Annotated in this window: 12 protein-coding genes; 5 read left to right on the top strand and 7 right to left on the bottom strand. The window is 63.4% G+C overall.

The window, feature by feature from the left end; translation table 11 throughout:
• Positions 1-76: 76 nt before the first annotated feature.
• Together AABA86_RS05840 and AABA86_RS05835 are read left to right on the top strand one after the other, a co-directional pair.
• Positions 77-1,405 (top strand): polyhydroxyalkanoate depolymerase, encoded by a 1,329-nt coding sequence (locus AABA86_RS05840; RefSeq protein ID WP_212243699.1) that lies wholly within the window; start codon positions 77-79, stop codon positions 1,403-1,405.
• 217 nt (positions 1,406-1,622) lie between these two features.
• Positions 1,623-2,462: a M48 family metallopeptidase gene (locus AABA86_RS05835; protein WP_338306103.1), complete on the top strand. Its 840-nt coding sequence runs from the start codon at positions 1,623-1,625 to the stop codon at positions 2,460-2,462.
• Between the two features lie 152 nt (positions 2,463-2,614).
• On the opposite strand, the gene AABA86_RS05830 is transcribed toward AABA86_RS05835, so the two are convergent.
• Positions 2,615-3,274 carry a hypothetical protein gene (locus tag AABA86_RS05830; protein ID WP_338306102.1) on the bottom strand — a complete coding sequence of 220 codons (660 nt, stop codon included), beginning with the start codon at positions 3,272-3,274 and terminating at the stop codon, positions 2,615-2,617.
• A 279-nt stretch (positions 3,275-3,553) separates the two neighbouring features.
• Positions 3,554-5,767, bottom strand: a complete 2,214-nt coding sequence (locus AABA86_RS05825) for a transglycosylase domain-containing protein (RefSeq protein ID WP_338306100.1) — start codon at positions 5,765-5,767, stop codon at positions 3,554-3,556.
• A gap of 182 nt (positions 5,768-5,949) precedes the next feature.
• Between AABA86_RS05825 and AABA86_RS05820 the strand changes: the two genes are divergently transcribed.
• The gene (locus tag AABA86_RS05820) at positions 5,950-6,375 is read left to right on the top strand and encodes a DUF1330 domain-containing protein (protein ID WP_212243708.1); all 426 of its coding nucleotides are present in this window, start codon (positions 5,950-5,952) and stop codon (positions 6,373-6,375) included.
• Between the two features lie 241 nt (positions 6,376-6,616).
• Here AABA86_RS05820 and AABA86_RS05815 read toward each other — a convergent pair whose 3' ends face one another.
• The 3 genes from AABA86_RS05815 to AABA86_RS05805 all read right to left on the bottom strand — a co-directional run bounded on the left by AABA86_RS05815 (position 6,617) and on the right by AABA86_RS05805 (position 9,840).
• A complete protein-coding gene (locus AABA86_RS05815) occupies positions 6,617-7,837 on the bottom strand; it encodes an ABC transporter substrate-binding protein (RefSeq protein ID WP_338306099.1) in 1,221 nt (406 codons plus the stop codon).
• Between the two features lie 170 nt (positions 7,838-8,007).
• Positions 8,008-9,249 (bottom strand): ABC transporter substrate-binding protein, encoded by a 1,242-nt coding sequence (locus AABA86_RS05810; RefSeq protein ID WP_212243711.1) that lies wholly within the window; start codon positions 9,247-9,249, stop codon positions 8,008-8,010.
• Positions 9,250-9,426: 177 nt separating this feature from the next.
• Positions 9,427-9,840, bottom strand: coding sequence for a DUF1304 domain-containing protein (locus AABA86_RS05805; RefSeq protein ID WP_212243713.1), 414 nt, complete (start codon positions 9,838-9,840; stop codon positions 9,427-9,429).
• Between the two features lie 40 nt (positions 9,841-9,880).
• On the opposite strand from AABA86_RS05805, the gene AABA86_RS05800 reads away from it, so the two are divergent.
• Positions 9,881-10,411, top strand: coding sequence for a methylated-DNA--[protein]-cysteine S-methyltransferase (locus AABA86_RS05800; protein ID WP_212243714.1), 531 nt, complete (start codon positions 9,881-9,883; stop codon positions 10,409-10,411).
• 77 nt (positions 10,412-10,488) lie between these two features.
• Here AABA86_RS05800 and AABA86_RS05795 read toward each other — a convergent pair whose 3' ends face one another.
• The gene (locus tag AABA86_RS05795; RefSeq protein ID WP_246549924.1) at positions 10,489-10,857 is read right to left on the bottom strand and encodes a nuclear transport factor 2 family protein; all 369 of its coding nucleotides are present in this window, start codon (positions 10,855-10,857) and stop codon (positions 10,489-10,491) included.
• 182 nt (positions 10,858-11,039) lie between these two features.
• On the opposite strand from AABA86_RS05795, the gene AABA86_RS05790 reads away from it, so the two are divergent.
• Positions 11,040-11,942, top strand: coding sequence for a LysR substrate-binding domain-containing protein (locus AABA86_RS05790; protein WP_338306152.1), 903 nt, complete (start codon positions 11,040-11,042; stop codon positions 11,940-11,942).
• A 52-nt stretch (positions 11,943-11,994) separates the two neighbouring features.
• On the opposite strand, the gene AABA86_RS05785 is transcribed toward AABA86_RS05790, so the two are convergent.
• Positions 11,995-14,784 carry a [protein-PII] uridylyltransferase gene (locus tag AABA86_RS05785; RefSeq protein ID WP_212243720.1) on the bottom strand — a complete coding sequence of 930 codons (2,790 nt, stop codon included), beginning with the start codon at positions 14,782-14,784 and terminating at the stop codon, positions 11,995-11,997.
• Positions 14,785-14,900 lie beyond the last annotated feature (116 nt).

Raw genomic sequence — 14,900 nt, 5'->3', positions numbered from 1 at the left:
GTAGATGTACGGAACCATGCATTGACGCAATATTACGCATTCGGCAATATGCTGCGATGCGAAGAGGGATATAGCGATGCCTATTGGTGAGTTTGGCGGCGCACCGCCCCTGGCTGCAGAAGGCAGTCCGGTCCTGACGACGCCGATGTACTGGATGTACGAGATGGCGCACGCCTCTCTCAATCCGGCACGTGCGGTCACTGACGCGACCAAGCTGCTGTTTCAGAATCCTCTCAATCCCTGGGCGCGCACCGAGGTCGGCAAGTCGGTTGCCGCGGCCTGCGAATTGTTCGAGCGCACCACGCGCCGCTATGGCAAGCCGGAATGGGGCCTCGACGACACCGAGGTCAACGGCATCCGCGTCCCCGTCGAGGTTCGCTCGGTCTGGGAAAAGCCGTTCTGCCGGCTGCTCTACTTCGATCGCAAGTTCGCTCGTCCGCTGCGCAGCCCGCAGCCGCGCGTGCTGATCGTGGCGCCGATGTCCGGCCATTATGCGACGCTGCTTCGCGGCACGGTCGAGGCTTTCCTGCCGGCACATGAGGTCTACATCACCGATTGGGCCGATGCCCGCATGGTGCCGCTCAGCGACGGCCGCTTCGATCTCGACGATTACATCGACTACGTCATCGAGATGCTGCACGTGCTCGGCGGCAACACCCATGTCATGGCGGTGTGCCAGCCCTCCGTGCCGGTGGTCGCCGCCGTCTCGGTCATGGAAGCGCGGCGCGATCCGTTCGTGCCGACCTCGATGACGCTGATGGGCGGCCCGATCGACACCCGTCGCAATCCGACTGCGGTGAACAACCTCGCCCAGGAGCGCGGCATCGACTGGTTCCGCAACCACGTCATCACCAAGGTGCCGTTCCCGCATCCGGGCATGATGCGCGACGTCTATCCGGGATTCCTGCAGCTCAACGGCTTCATCAGCATGAATCTCGACCGCCACATGGACGCCCACAAGCAGCTCTTCGCCCATCTGGTGAAGGGCGACGGCGACCTCGTCGACAAGCATCGCGAGTTCTATGACGAATATCTCGCGGTGATGGACCTCTCTGCCGAATATTACCTGCAGACAGTCGACACCGTGTTCGTGAAGCACTCGCTGCCGAAGGGCGAGATGACCCATCGCGGAACACGCGTGGACCCCTCCAAGGTCACGCGCGTGGCGTTGATGACGGTCGAAGGCGAGAATGACGACATCTCGGGTCTCGGTCAGACCGAAGCGACGCACACATTGTGCAGCTCGATCCCCGATCACCGCCGCGTTCACTACGTCCAGAAGGGCGTCGGACATTACGGTGTGTTCAACGGCTCGCGCTTCAAGTCGGAAATTGTGCCGCGAATCCATGACTTCATGGTCTCCGCTGCAAATCCAAGCTCGTTGCAGGCTCTCGCGGCCGAATAACCTTCGTTTTCGGCTTTCCCGTCGAAAATTCAGGCCCCGCCGGAGGTTCCGGCCGGGCCCGGCTCCCTCCAGATTCGCGGTATTTAGGTAGCCTTATAGGAGTGAGTCCGCCCTCAGCCCTTGGGGGTGCCGCATGCGTGCAGCGGGGGCGAAAAAAGCCGGTTCCAACCCCAGTCTGTAGGGTCTCCCGGACGCTAGACCGCTGTATATTGGGCAAATGATTTGTTTTTGCGCCGAGCGCTTTCCCTGGCGGCGGTTATGGCAGAATCCGGGCGCCCTCCTGCCCCCCGGACTGACAGACATGGCCACTCGCGCTCTCCTCTATCGGCGGCCCCACGAACCCAAGACCGTCCTGATCACCCATGGATCGCAATATTTTGCCATCCGACTGCGCCGGCACCGCCGTGCGCGCCGTTACACGCTGAGAATTCATCCGAGCGATCGCGAAGCCATCCTCACCATGCCGCCGCGCGGCACGCTGGCCGAGGCAAAAGACTTCGCACAGCGCCACGGTGCGTGGATCGCGGCGCGCCTTGGTCGCTTGCCGAAGGCCGCGCCGTTCCAGCCGGGCACGGTGATACCGCTCCGCGGCACGCCGCATCGCATCGTTCATCGCGCGGGCACGCGCGGCACGGTGTGGACCGAGACGCGCGACAGCGGGGAACGCATTCTCTGCGTCGCCGGTGGGCTCGACCATGTCGATCGCCGCGTCAGTGACTTCCTCAAGCGCGAGGCGCGAGGCGACCTGCAGCGATCGGCGGAGGCTTACGCCGCCGAGCTCGGCGTCAGGGTCAAGCGCCTGTCGATCCGCGATCAGTCCAGCCGCTGGGGCTCCTGCACCTCGGCCGGCTCGCTGTCGTTCTCCTGGCGCCTGATCCTCGCGCCGCCCTTCGTGCTCGATTACCTCGCCGCACACGAAGTCGCCCATCTCGTCGAGATGAACCACTCGGCGCGGTTCTGGCGCGTGTGCGGAAAAGTCTGCCCGTCGATGGAGCGCGCCAAGAAGTGGCTCGACACCTACGGCAATGATCTGCACCGGTACGGGGTCGAGGAATAGGGCGGGCTCTCGCCTAACACTCGCTGTCGTCGCCCGGCTTGACCGGGCGACCCAGTATCCCAGAGGCGATTGTTATTGAGCCGAGACGCCGCGGCGTACTGGATTCCCCGCCTTCGCGGGGAATGACAGCGGAGAACGGGCGCGCACTCCGCTCACGCACTGAAATCCGCACTCGTCCCCGCCTGCGTGCGTGAGGCCAGATAGGGCGCTTGCTGCTGCGCCATGACTCTTTGTCCCTCGGCCAGCATCGCCTGGAACGCTGCGTCGAGTTGCTCGCGGCTGTAGATCGCGGAACTGCTTTCACGCGGCGTCCATTGCGATTGCGTGATCGCGGTGGGCGCCTTTTCGACGGTGCCGCCGAGCAGCCTCGCGTAATTGTCGGCCCGCCACTGCGCCAGATCCGGTCCACTCAGGCCGGGAGGATCCTCCAGCTTGCCGATCTTCGCGCTCGCCTGGTTGGTCATCGCCGAGGACCCGCTGTTGTACAGCGTGGCCACGACCTTGCCGTCAACTCTCACCTGGGCGTAGGTGTTCTCAGGTGCATTGTCCGCGACGACTGATTGAGGCGCGCTCGTGTCGTGCGCGATCCGCCAATGCGTTGCGATGAGGTCATGCAGGACGGGATCATCCGCGGCCGATATGACCTTGGCGCCTGACAGCGGCTTGACCTGCGAGAGGTCGATCCGGAAGCCGCTGGTTGCCGCGTCGGTCGCATCCGGTGCCACCGCCTGAAGACCAGACCTCGCATTTGAAGTGGATGCTGATGCGGGCCGCAGATGCGGCAGCGCCGCGCTGGATAGATTTGAAATCATGGAACGCTCCCAGACCCTCGCTCAACTTTATGAGAGCAAATCCCGGGCCGCTGACGGGAGCTTGAGCGGATTTGAGTTTTTGCTTTAGGCGAGTTCCGGGGCGCGGCGAATTTTGCCGCGCTGGGCAGGACTTGCCGAAGCGATGCCGCTGATTTCCGGGCGCCTGCTTCAGGCGTCTGTGCTGCCTCCGCAAGCCGTTGATTTCGCTATCCTCGGCTACTGTGCATGGGGTTGTTTTCGCAGTTTTTGTCTTGAGGTCATGGAGACCTCAGCCCGAGCCTATCGGTTTCCACCGAACAGCCGGTCCATCAGCCAGCCGTCGAGCCCCGCCGCCGCTTCCGGCCGCGCATTGGCGCGCGTCGGCGGTGGACGATAGCCGCCATTGCTTGAGGGTGCCGGCCCGGGCGCTGCCGCTGTCGGCGGCGACACCTGCGAGGCCGCCTGCGCGAGGTTCGACAGGCCCCAGCCACCTTGTGTGCTCGGCAACGCCGCCACCGGCACGCCCTCGTGCGCCGTCTTCATGAAGCGCGACCAGACTTCGACCGGCAGGCCGCCGCCGGTCGCCTTCTTGGTCGGCGAATTGTCGTCATTGCCGAGCCAGACGCCGGTGACGAGGCTCGCGGTGTAGCCGATGAACCAGGCGTCGCGGTAGTCCTGGCTGGTGCCGGTCTTGCCGGCCGCGGGCCAGCCGGGGATCTCGGCCTTCTTGGCTGTGCCTGATATCAGCGTCTCCCGCATCATCGCGTTCATCATCCCGACATAGCGGGGGTCGATGACCTGATTGCGCTCCTCAGGCTGGCGCATGTAGAGCAGCTTGCCGCCCAGCGTCCTGATCCGCGTGACGACATGCGGTGCCACCGCGAGACCGCCATTGGCGAAGGACGCATAGGCGCCGACCAGTTCGACCACGGAGACTTCCGAGGTGCCGAGCGCGATCGAGGCGTTGGGCTCGAGCTTGGAGGAGATGCCGAGCCGGTGCGCGGTGCGCACCACGTTCTTCGGCCCGACCTCGAGGCCGAGGCGAATGGCGACGGTGTTGAGCGACATCGCCAACGCTTGCGTCAGCGTTACCGCGCCGAAATATTCATGGGTGTAGTTCTCGGGTCTCCAGCCCTTGACCTCGATCGGCGCGTCCTGGCGCATCGTATCAGGCGTCAGGCCCTGCTCGAGCGCGGTCAGATAGACGAACGGCTTGAATGAGGAGCCCGGCTGGCGTTTGGCGGTCACAGCGCGGTTGTACTGGCTCTCGGAATAGTTCCGCCCGCCCACCATGGCGCGCACCGCGCCATCAGGCGTCATCGCCACCAGCGCGCCCTGGCTGACATTGAACTTCACGCTCTTGGCCGCGAGCTCGTCGATGATGGCGGCTTCCGCCACGCTCTGCAGCTTCGGATCGATCGTGGTCTCGACCTTGATGCTCTCGTCGATCTGGCCGACCAGATCGTCCAGCACCTCGCCGATCCAGTCGGCAACGTAATTGACCGTGCCGGCGCCGACCGGCTTCACATTGTAGGAGGGATGGCCGATCGAGGCCTGCGCCTGCGCATCGGTGATGAACTTTGCATCGGCCATCGCCGCGAGCACGATTTGCGCACGCGCTTCGGCGCCTTCGGGGTTGCGGTTCGGCGCGAGGCGCGAGGGCGATTTGACGAGACCGGCCAGCATCGCGGCCTCGGCGATGGTGACGCTCTTCGCCGACTTGCCGAAATATTTTTGCGCGGCAGCTTCGACGCCGTAGGCGCCGGAGCCGAAATAGACGCGGTTCAGATAGAGCTCGAGAATCTCGTCCTTGGAATGCTTGCGCTCGAGCCAGATCGCGAGCTCCACCTCCTGCAGCTTGCGCTGCATAGTGCGCTCCTGGGTCAGGAACAGGTTCTTGGCGAGTTGCTGCGTCAGCGTCGAGCCGCCCTGCGAGACGCCGCGATGCATGACGTTGGTGACGAGGGCGCGCAGGATGCCGACGGGGTCGATGCCGAAATGCGAATAGAAGCGGCGGTCCTCGATGGCGATGAAGGCCTTCGGCAAATACGGCGGCAGGTCCTTCAGCGCGACGTTGGCGCCGGCCATCTCGCCGCGTTGCGCCAGCATGCTGCCGTCGATGCCGACGATCTGGATCGTCGGCGGCCGCTTGGGGATTTCCAGCGACTGGATCGGCGGCAGATGGGCGCCGACATAGATCACGACGCCGATCACCGCGATTGCGCCCCACAGGCCGAGCACTGCGCCCCAATAGACCATGCGGCCGAGGCTGGCGCCGATGCGTGACTTGGTGCGGCGCTTGGCACCGCTGCGGCTGGCTTGTGCCTTGCGCTCGCGCGGCGGCTCGTCGCCGGAATCCTCGCTCTTGCGCTTGGCGGATGATTTCGTTGATTTCTTCGGCTTGTCGTCGCCGCCGGGGATGCGGTCCGCCGCGGTCAGGCGCAGATCGGCGAGCGCCGCGGGCAAGCCGAACAGCGGCTCCTTCCGCCCACCCTTTTTCTTTCCCCACGCCATACGCAAAAACGCCCGGTCATCCCGCCCCGCCGCACGCTAGCGGTCGCTGTTTAAGGCCCGGTTACCCAGACCTTAACGCGCGATTAGGAGGTGCGGCATTCGCCCGCCGCAGTTCCGCCGATCGCTTGCCGGAGCTAGGATCGCCGGCACAAAACACGAGGAAACACGCAGAGGAAACCCACATGGGCCATATCGATCCGACCAAGGAGATCTTCGCGCAATTCCGGGACAATGACCGCCCGGGTCCGATCCACATGCTCAACCTGGTGCGCCTGCGCAAGGAGGCGGCCTACCCGGACGGCCGCAAGGCGAGCGGCGCCGAAGCCTACGCGGCCTATGGTCGCGAGAGTGGCCCGGTGTTCGAACGCCTCGGCGGCCGCATCGTCTGGCAAGGCAGATTCGAGCTGATGCTGATCGGTCCGCAGGACGAGCGCTGGGACCATTGCTTCATCGCCGAGTATCCGAGCGTCGGAGCCTTCGTCGAGATGATCCGCGATCCCGTCTACCGCGAAGCGGTGAAGCACCGCCAGGCCGCGGTGGAGGACTCGCGGCTGATCCGGCACGCCGTGCTGCCGATCGGGAAGAATTTTGGAGAGATACCGGAGTAGACGCCGCCAAATCGGCGATCTCTCTCCGTCATCCTGAGGTGCGAGCGGCGCGATGCAACGCATCGCGCCGGGAGCCTCGAAGGATGTACGGCCCGGATGTTTCCGCGCGGCCATCAGCCGGGCCGTCGCCCTTCGAGGGCCGCCAAAGGGGCGGCCGCCTCAGGGTGACGGTGTGAGAGACGGGGCAAAAAAAATCGGCGGCCCGCAGGCCGCCGATCGTCATTCAGAGATCGAGCAACCGCTAGCCCGCCGGGCCCGCGTCCTCCAGGATCGGGCCGAACAGCTCCCAGCGCTCGCCGTTGAACTTCATCATCTGAAGCTGCTTGTTGACGCGGTAGTCGGTCGGCGACGTGTTGGCCTTGATGCCGGGCAGCGCAGTGTCGCTGACGACGTCCTTCAGTGACGCTGCCTGTTTCATGACGTTCTCGCGCGTCAGGTTGTCGCCGCACTGCTGCAGCACGTGCACCAGCAACTGCGCGGTGCTGTAGCCGTAGGTGTTGAAGTTCGAATCCTTGTCGCCATCCGGATAGTACTTCGCCATGAAGTCGAAATACTTCTTCATGCCGGGGTCATCCTTCCAGGTCGGGTCGAGCGGTTCCTTACCGTAGTTGACGCTGATCAGGCCCTTGGCGGCGTCAAGGCCTGCGGGTTTCAGCACCGCGCCGACCGAGGTGGCGTTGATGTCGACGATCTGGACCGGATGCCAGCCCATTTCGGCGATCTTCTTGATCGCCTGCGCGGCCTGCTTCGGCGTCGTCGCACTGAAGAACAGGTCGGCGCCGGCATCCTTGATCTTGAGGACCTGCGAATCGACGGTGGGATCGGACACTTCGTAGGAGGCTTCAGTCACGATCATCTTGGCGGCCTTGTCACCGAGGCCGGCCTTGATGCCGTTCAGATAGTCCTTGCCGAGGTCGTCGTTCTGATAGAGCACGCCCACCTTGGCGTTCGGATGCTCCTTCAGGATGTACTGGCCGTAGATGCGGCCCTCGACGAAGTAGTTGGGATTGAAGCCCATGGTCCACGGAAAGTTCTTGGGATCAGTGAACCTCGAGGCCCCGGTCGCCGCGAATAGCTGCGGCACCTTCTTGGCGTTGAGATATTTCTGCACGGCCGCGTTCACGGGCGTGCCGATGATCTGGAAGGTCAGCAACACCTCGTCGCTCTCGACCAGCTTGCGGATCTGCTCTACGGCTTTCGGCGGCGAATAGGCGTCGTCATACTGGATCAAATTGATCTTGCGGCCGTTCACGCCGCCCTGGTCGTTGATCATCTTGAAATAGGCGGCCTGCGTCTTGCCGATCGACGAATAGGCTGACGCCGGTCCCGAGAACGGCATGGTCTGTCCGACCTTGATCTCGGTGTCGCTGGCGCCCGGATCATATTTTTTCTGGGCATTGGCCGCTGAAATCGACAGCGCCAGAGCAAGCGCCGTGGCCAAATGCAGCTTTCCATTCCTCATTCGCAATTCCCTCAGTCTGTTTTTGCCGATGATCTGCCGGCGCAGGACGCGTCCGATGCCATCGCTGAGGGCGAGTGTGGAGGAACGATTGTTGCGACGCAAGGTGGGCGGCGCACATCCTTTGTGGGGGTGGGTTAGCCGCAGGCGTAACCCACCCCAAGAGATTGGAACTAACCCGCAGGCCCCGAATCCTCGATGATCGGTCCGAACAGCTCCCAGCGTTCGCCGTTGAACTTCATCATCTGCATCTGCTTGTTGACGCGGAAGTCGTTCGGTCCGGTGTTGATCTTGATGCCGGGCAGGGCGAAGCTCGGCGTGAAGTCCTTGATGTTGGCGACCTGCTTCATGATGTTCTCACGCGTCAGATCGTCGCCGCATTGCTTCAGGACCTGCACCAGCAACTCCGCCACCGAATAGGCATAGGTGTTGACGGTGTTGAGCTTGTCGCCTTCCGGGAAATACTTGTCCATGAAGGCGAAGAAGGCCTTCACGCCGGGATCGTCCTTCCACTGGGGATCGCTGGGCTCCTTGCCATATTGGGTCGAGATGATGCCCTTGGAGATGTCGAGGCCGGCCGGCTTCAGCGTTGCCGAGATCGGGCTCGCATTGATGTCGAGGATGTGCACCGGCGTCCAGCCGAGGTCGGCCAGCTTCTTGATCGCCTGTGCCGCGAATTTCGGCGTCGAGGCATCGAAGAACACGTCGACGCCCATCGACTTCAGCTTGACCACCTGGGAGTCGACCGTCGGGTCGGTGACCTCGTAGGAGACCTCGCCGACGACCATGCTGGCGGCCTTGTCGCCGAGGCCGCTCTTGAGGCCCGCGAGATAGTCGCGGCCCATGTCGTCGTTCTGATAGAGCACGCCGATCTTGGCGTTCGGATGCTCCTTGAGAATGTACTTGGCGTAGATCCGGCCTTCGGACACGTAGTTGGGATTGTAGGCGATGGTCCAGGGATAGTTCTGGGGATCGTTGAAGCGGGCCGCGCCGGTCGAGGCCAGCAACTGCGGCACCTTCTTGCCGTTGAGATATTTCTGCACGGCGGCGTTGGCCGCGGTGCCGATCAGCTGGAAGGTGAACAGCACCTCGTCGCCCTCGACGAGCTTGCGCACCTGCTCCACCGTCTTCGGCGGCGAATAGGCGTCGTCATACTGGATCAGATTGATCTTGCGGCCGTTGATGCCGCCCTGATCGTTGATCATCTTGAAGTAGGCGGCCTGGGTCTTGCCGATATTGGCGTAGACGGAGTAGGCGCCGGAGAACGGCACGGTCTGGCCGATCTTGATCTCGGTGTCGGTCGCCCCGGTGTCGTATTTCTTCTGGGCGAAGGCTTCACTTACGAAGGCTTGGTTCGCGGAGAACGCGAAGGCGAGCGCTGTCGTGGCAGCTAAGAAAGCTCTGCGATTGGTCATGTTGGTTGTTCCTCCTGACGGAATTTTCGGTCGATGGTCTTTTCCCGTTGATTGCAACGGTCGCCATCGCTGCCGAAGATTGTGGAGGAAGCTTCGCCGCCGCGCAAGGATCGCAGCGCTGCGCCGTAGCGTCTCAGGTCAGGGAGTCCTGGGTCAGGGAGTCCTGGGTCAGGCGTCTCAGGCCAGGAACAACACGACCAGCGCGACCGCCGCCGGAAGGGCCTGCACCATCAGGATGCGGGTGCTGACGGTCGCAGCGCCATAGGCGCCGGCCACGATCACGCAAAGCAGGAAGAACGCCTTGATCTGGAACGCAAAGGCCGGGTTGCCGTGGACGAGACCCCAGATCAGGCCCGCGGCGAGGAAGCCGTTATAGAGACCCTGGTTGGCGGCCAGCACTTTCGTGATCTCGGCCTTCTCCGGCGTGTTGCGAAACACCTTCATTCCTTGCGGCTTGTCCCAGAGGAACATCTCCAGGATCAGGAAGAAGACATGCAGTGCGGCGACCAGCGCCACCAGGATATTGGCGATCAGGATCAAGTTGAGCTCCCCCAGCGTCAGCTTTCGGGTGGACGATAGCACGGCCGGCATGGCAAGTGCGATGGGTGTGTTTCGATTGCCTGGTGCCGCGATGCCCGCCCGATCAACCAAGACGCCTGAACGCTTCGGCCTCGATCGCCTGGTGACGCCGATCGGCGTCGCGCTGCTCGTGACCGATGCGGAGGGCGCCTTGCGGGCGCTCGACTGGGAGGATTACGAGCACCGCATGCGCGAATTGCTGCGCCTGCATTATGGCGCAGTGGATCTGAGTGATCAGCCTGCGCCGACGGCGATACGGATTGCGCTGTCGGGCTATTTCGACGGCGATCTCGGTCAGCTCTCGGCCATCGCATGGCGCATCGCCGGCACGCCGTTCCAGCAGAAGGTCTGGAACGCGCTGGCTCACATCCCCGCCGGCACCACGATGAGCTACGGCGCGCTCGCCGCAAAAATCGATTTGCCAAGAGCCATTAGAGCCGTCGGCCACGCCAACGGCTCTAATCCGATCAGCGTGGTGCTGCCCTGCCATCGCCTGATCGGCGCAGATGGCTCGCTGGTGAAATACGGCGGCGGGCTCGCGCGCAAGCGCTGGCTGCTGCGGCATGAAGGGGTGCAGGTCTGAGAGTCCGCTTGAGAATGCGTTGAGCGAACCGTGCCAGCACCTGCCTCATGGACGCTGCTCTGCCGTAACCGAAATCGTCAGACTTTCGACGTCATCACTTTCTGCGCTATCTTCCAGGTCCCGTTCACCTTCAAGCATGACAACAGGTCGGTGAATGTGCGCGGCGGAATACGCAATTTGACTTTCAAAAGCGCGAGCTCGCTTTCAACGTCGATCGATAAGATCTGATCCTCTCGCTCGGAGCCCTGTTGCTTCGGAGCTTTCGTGTTGCGGACCACCGCCAGCCAGGACGCAATCGGCGTCACGCCCACGTTGCCGTCGTCGGCAACCCTCGTCACGGAACTCGATGGGTGAAATATGGATGCAAATTTCTCGGCATCCATTTCATAGGCGGCATCGAAATAAGTCTGCGCAAGGGAGCGCAAGGCGGGAACGTCCGTATCCATTGTCATCCTCAAAGCTTTTGCACCGGACTCATTCATGCCGTCCGGCCGGCTGTGCCGAGCGTCCACCTGCCCCACGGGCAGAAGCAGTGCAGATCGTCTCCCGTGCTCGTGCAAAACCTACGGCAAGGTGACTTATGAGAATAGGCGTCTTGAATGGCATGGTCTCATGAGCAATATTCATGATGATGACAAACGAAATGAACGAGCTTGCCGCGTTTGCGATCGTGGCCAGGGAACGAAGCTTCACACGCGCTGCGACAAGGCTGGGTGTGTCTCAGTCTGCCTTGAGCCACACAATCCGGAGGCTCGAGCAACGGCTCGAGCTGAAGCTGCTCGCTCGAACGACCAAGAGCGTTGCACCGACCGCTGCGGGGGCCGCTCTCCTGGAAGATCTGTCTCCGGCGCTCGAGCAAATCCGTCATGCCCTCGACAAAGCCCGAAGCATTCGGCGCCGACCCGAAGGTCGCCTTCGAATCGTCATGTCGCGATCGGCTGCGGTGATGGTATTGTTGCCGCGGCTCAGAGCCTTCGCTGAGGCCTACCCTGACATCGTTCTGGACGTCGTCACCGTCACGGGCCCCGTGGACCTCGTTGCAGGCGAGTTCGATGCCGGTATTCAGCTTGGCGAGTACATTCAAAAGGACATGATCGCGGTTCGCGTCACACCCGAACTGCGATTGGCGGTCATAGGGTCGCCGCGCTATTTCGCTTCACGACGGATCCCCGAAAAGCCGAGGGATCTGAACGATCATCGGTGCATTACCCTGCGTCTTGCAGGTGGACCATATCGATGGGAGTTTGAGCAAGGACGTAAGTCGGTCACGATCAACGTGAACGGCCCGCTCATCATTGACGACACACACCTGGTAATTCAGGCGGCGCTCGCTGGAGTTGGTATCGGGCTCGCCTATGAAGAGCAGGTCGCCGAACATATTGCGAAGCGCCGCCTTGTTCGGGTGCTGGAGGATTGGACGCCGCCAATTCCCGGCTTCTTCATGTATTATCCCAGCCGTCAGCATCAACCCGCCGCGCTGTCTGCGCTCGTGAACGCGCTGCGATACTCTGAACAAAAATCGGCGCGATGATAGTTGGGAGTTAGGTCCTATTGGCCGACGAGCGCGGAATGACGAAAGAAAGTCACGCCGCCGGCTGGACCGCCTTGTCGCTAGCCATCACATGGGTCAGCGCGCTCTTGATCGCGGCCTGCCGGGTCGGCGCGCTGATCTGCGCGCCCAGGAGGTCGGTGACGTAGAACACGTCGCGCGCGCGCTCGCCGAACGTCGCGACATGGGCTGAGGCGATGTTGAGGTTGAGCTTCGAAATCGCGGTGGTCAGCTCGTAGAGCAGGCCGGGCCGGTCGAGGCCGGACACCTCGATCACGGTGTAGCGGTCGGACCATTGATTGTTGATGGTGACTTCCGGCTCGATCACGAAGGGGCGCGCCTTGCTGCGCACGGTGCGCCGCGCCACCACTTCAGGCAGCCGCAGCTTGCCTTCCAGCACGTCCTCGATCATCTCGCCGATGCGGGTGGCGCGCCGTCCCTCGTCCTCGTCGCGGTCGTATTCGCGCGAGATCGAGATGGTATCGAGCGCGCGGCCGTCGGTCGTGGTGTAGATCTGGGCGTCGACGATGTTGGCGCCGGCCGAAGCGCAGGCGCCGGCGATGATCGACAGCAGCCAGGGATGGTCGGCCGCGAAGATCGTCAGCTCGGTGACGCCGCGCACCTCGTCGAAGCCGACATTGATCGCGAGCTTATGGCCGGCCTGTTCGCTGGAGCGGACGAAGCGGGCGTGGCGAATTTTGCGCGCCAGCTCGACCTTGAGCCAGTACGCCGGGTAGTGCCGGCCGATATAGGCATCGAGCTCCTCCGCCGGCCATTCGGCGAAGGCATTTCGGAATTCGGCGTAGGCGGCGGTGAGGCGCTTGCCGCGGTCGACTTCCGAGAAGCCGCCGGTCAGCACCGGCTCGGTCTCGTAGTACAGCGAGCGCAACAGCTGCGCCTTCCAGCCGTTCCACACGCCGGGACCGACGCCTCGGATGTCGGCGGTGGTCAGGATCGTCAGCAGCTTCATCTGCTCGACCGACTGCACCACGGCGGCGAAATTCTCGATGGTCTTGCGGTCGGAGAGGTCGCGCGACTGCGCGACCGTGGACATCGTCAGATGCTCCTCGATCAGCCAGGCGATGAGTTCGGTGTCGGCCGGGCTGAACCCGAGCCGCGGACACAGCCGCCGCGCCACCTTGGCGCCGGCGATCGAATGGTCCTCGGGCCGGCCCTTGGCGACATCGTGCAGCAGCGTCGCGATGTAGATCACCGACCGGTGCTCGGGCCGGGACTTGCGCATCAGGTCGCTGGCGAGGGTGAACTCCTCGATGCCGCCGCGCTCGATGTCCTGGAGGAAGCCGATGCAGCGGATCAGATGCTCGTCGACGGTGTAGTGATGATACATGTTGAACTGCATCATCGAGACGATCTTGCCGAAGGCGCGGATGAAGTGGCCGAGCACGCCGGTCTCGTTCATCCGCCGCAGCACGATCTCGGCGTTGTCGGAGGTCAGGATCTCCATGAACAGCCGGTTGGCCTCGGGATTCTCGCGCATCTGCGCATTGATCAGGCCGAGCGACCGCGTCACGTCGCGCATCGCATCCGGATGGAAGGCGAGGTTGTTCTTCTGCGCGAGGCGGAAGATCCGGATCAGATTGACCGGATCGTGCTTGAACACGTCGGGCGCGGCGACGTTGATGCGGTTGTTGTCGACGATGAAGTCGTCGCTGTCGGGGACGCGCCGCTTCGCCGCGGTCGGCCGCAGCCGCGCCATCATCCGGCTCAAGACCGGCGCGGGCTTGGCCTGCTGGTCCTCGAGCTTGGCGCAGAGGATGGCGGTGAGGTTGCCGACTTCCTTGGCGACCAGGAAGTAGTGCTTCATGAAGCGCTCGACGTCCTGCATGCCGGGATGCGAGGTGTAGCCGAGCCGCACCGCGATCTCGCGCTGGAGGTCGAAGGAGAGACGCTCTTCGGCGCGGCCGGAGTAGAAGTGCAGATTGCAACGCACCGACCAGAGGAAATCGGCGCAACGGCGGAAGCTGCGGTATTCCTGCGCATCGAACACGCCGCGCTCGACCAGCTCGCCGGTGTCGCGGACGCGGTAGACGTATTTGGCGATCCAGAACAGCGTGTGCAGGTCGCGAAGTGCGCCCTTGCCGTCCTTGACGTTGGGCTCGACCAGGTAACGCGACTGGCCGCCGCGGCGATGGCGCTCCTCGCGCTCGGCCAGCTTTGCGGTGACGAATTCGGACGCGGTGCCCTGCACGACTTCCTTGTCGAAGCGCTCGACCAGCTCCTCATAGAGCGGCTTGTCGCCGGTGAGGAAGCGCGTTTCCAGGATCGCGGTGCGGATGGTCATGTCGCCGCGCGCCTGCCGGATCGACTCGTCCACCGATCGCGTGGCGTGGCCGACCTTCAGCCCCATGTCCCAGAGGCAATAGAGAATGGCTTCGGCGACCTGCTCGCCCCAGGCGGTCTGCTTGTAGGGCAGGATGAACAAAAGATCGATGTCGGATTCGGGCGCCATCAGGCCGCGGCCGTAGCCGCCGGTCGCGACCACCGCCATGCGCTCGGCGCCGCTCGGGATCGGCGAGCGGTAGAGATGGCGGGTCGCCGCCGAATACAGGATGCGGATGATCTCGTCCTGCACGTGACACAGCCGCTCGGCGCAGCGCCTCCCGTGGCGGTCCTTCAGGAGGATTTCCTGTGCCGCGGCGCGTGCCGCGATCAGCTCGGCCTTGAGCAATTGCGCCATGGCCGTGCGGAACGCGTCCTCGCGTCCCTGGTGCTTTTCGGCAAGCGCATCGACCGCGGCGGTGATCCGCGCAGTGTCGAAACGATCGTCCACCTCGGCCTTGTGCTCAGTCGCGACGCTGTCCATGTCTCACCGGATATAAGAGGTGACAGGCGCTGTCACCCGCCATTCTCTGGCAATAGTCGTTCCATGCTGGAAAGCTGCGGCTTTGGGCAAATCTGTTCTCGGCCGGCGCGCTTTCA

Source organism: Bradyrhizobium sp. TM233, from assembly GCF_036247965.1.
In the GTDB taxonomy this organism is placed as follows: Bacteria; Pseudomonadota; Alphaproteobacteria; order Rhizobiales; family Xanthobacteraceae; genus Bradyrhizobium; species Bradyrhizobium ottawaense.
The sequence above is the reverse complement of the archived record's forward strand: the minus strand, read 5'-3'. Positions and strand labels throughout refer to the sequence as shown.

Coding starts and splice junctions, on each gene's coding strand:
- AABA86_RS05825 (WP_338306100.1), bottom strand. CDS start 5,767: ATGGCGTGGGGAAAGAAAAAGGGTGGGCGGAAGGAGCCGCTGTTCGGC.
- AABA86_RS05790 (WP_338306152.1), top strand. CDS start 11,040: ATGATGACAAACGAAATGAACGAGCTTGCCGCGTTTGCGATCGTGGCC.
- AABA86_RS05835 (WP_338306103.1), top strand. CDS start 1,623: ATGATTTGTTTTTGCGCCGAGCGCTTTCCCTGGCGGCGGTTATGGCAG.
- AABA86_RS05815 (WP_338306099.1), bottom strand. CDS start 7,837: ATGAGGAATGGAAAGCTGCATTTGGCCACGGCGCTTGCTCTGGCGCTG.
- AABA86_RS05840 (WP_212243699.1), top strand. CDS start 77: ATGCCTATTGGTGAGTTTGGCGGCGCACCGCCCCTGGCTGCAGAAGGC.
- AABA86_RS05810 (WP_212243711.1), bottom strand. CDS start 9,249: ATGACCAATCGCAGAGCTTTCTTAGCTGCCACGACAGCGCTCGCCTTC.
- AABA86_RS05785 (WP_212243720.1), bottom strand. CDS start 14,784: ATGGACAGCGTCGCGACTGAGCACAAGGCCGAGGTGGACGATCGTTTC.
- AABA86_RS05805 (WP_212243713.1), bottom strand. CDS start 9,840: ATGCCGGCCGTGCTATCGTCCACCCGAAAGCTGACGCTGGGGGAGCTC.
- AABA86_RS05795 (WP_246549924.1), bottom strand. CDS start 10,857: ATGGATACGGACGTTCCCGCCTTGCGCTCCCTTGCGCAGACTTATTTC.
- AABA86_RS05830 (WP_338306102.1), bottom strand. CDS start 3,274: ATGATTTCAAATCTATCCAGCGCGGCGCTGCCGCATCTGCGGCCCGCA.
- AABA86_RS05800 (WP_212243714.1), top strand. CDS start 9,881: ATGCCCGCCCGATCAACCAAGACGCCTGAACGCTTCGGCCTCGATCGC.
- AABA86_RS05820 (WP_212243708.1), top strand. CDS start 5,950: ATGGGCCATATCGATCCGACCAAGGAGATCTTCGCGCAATTCCGGGAC.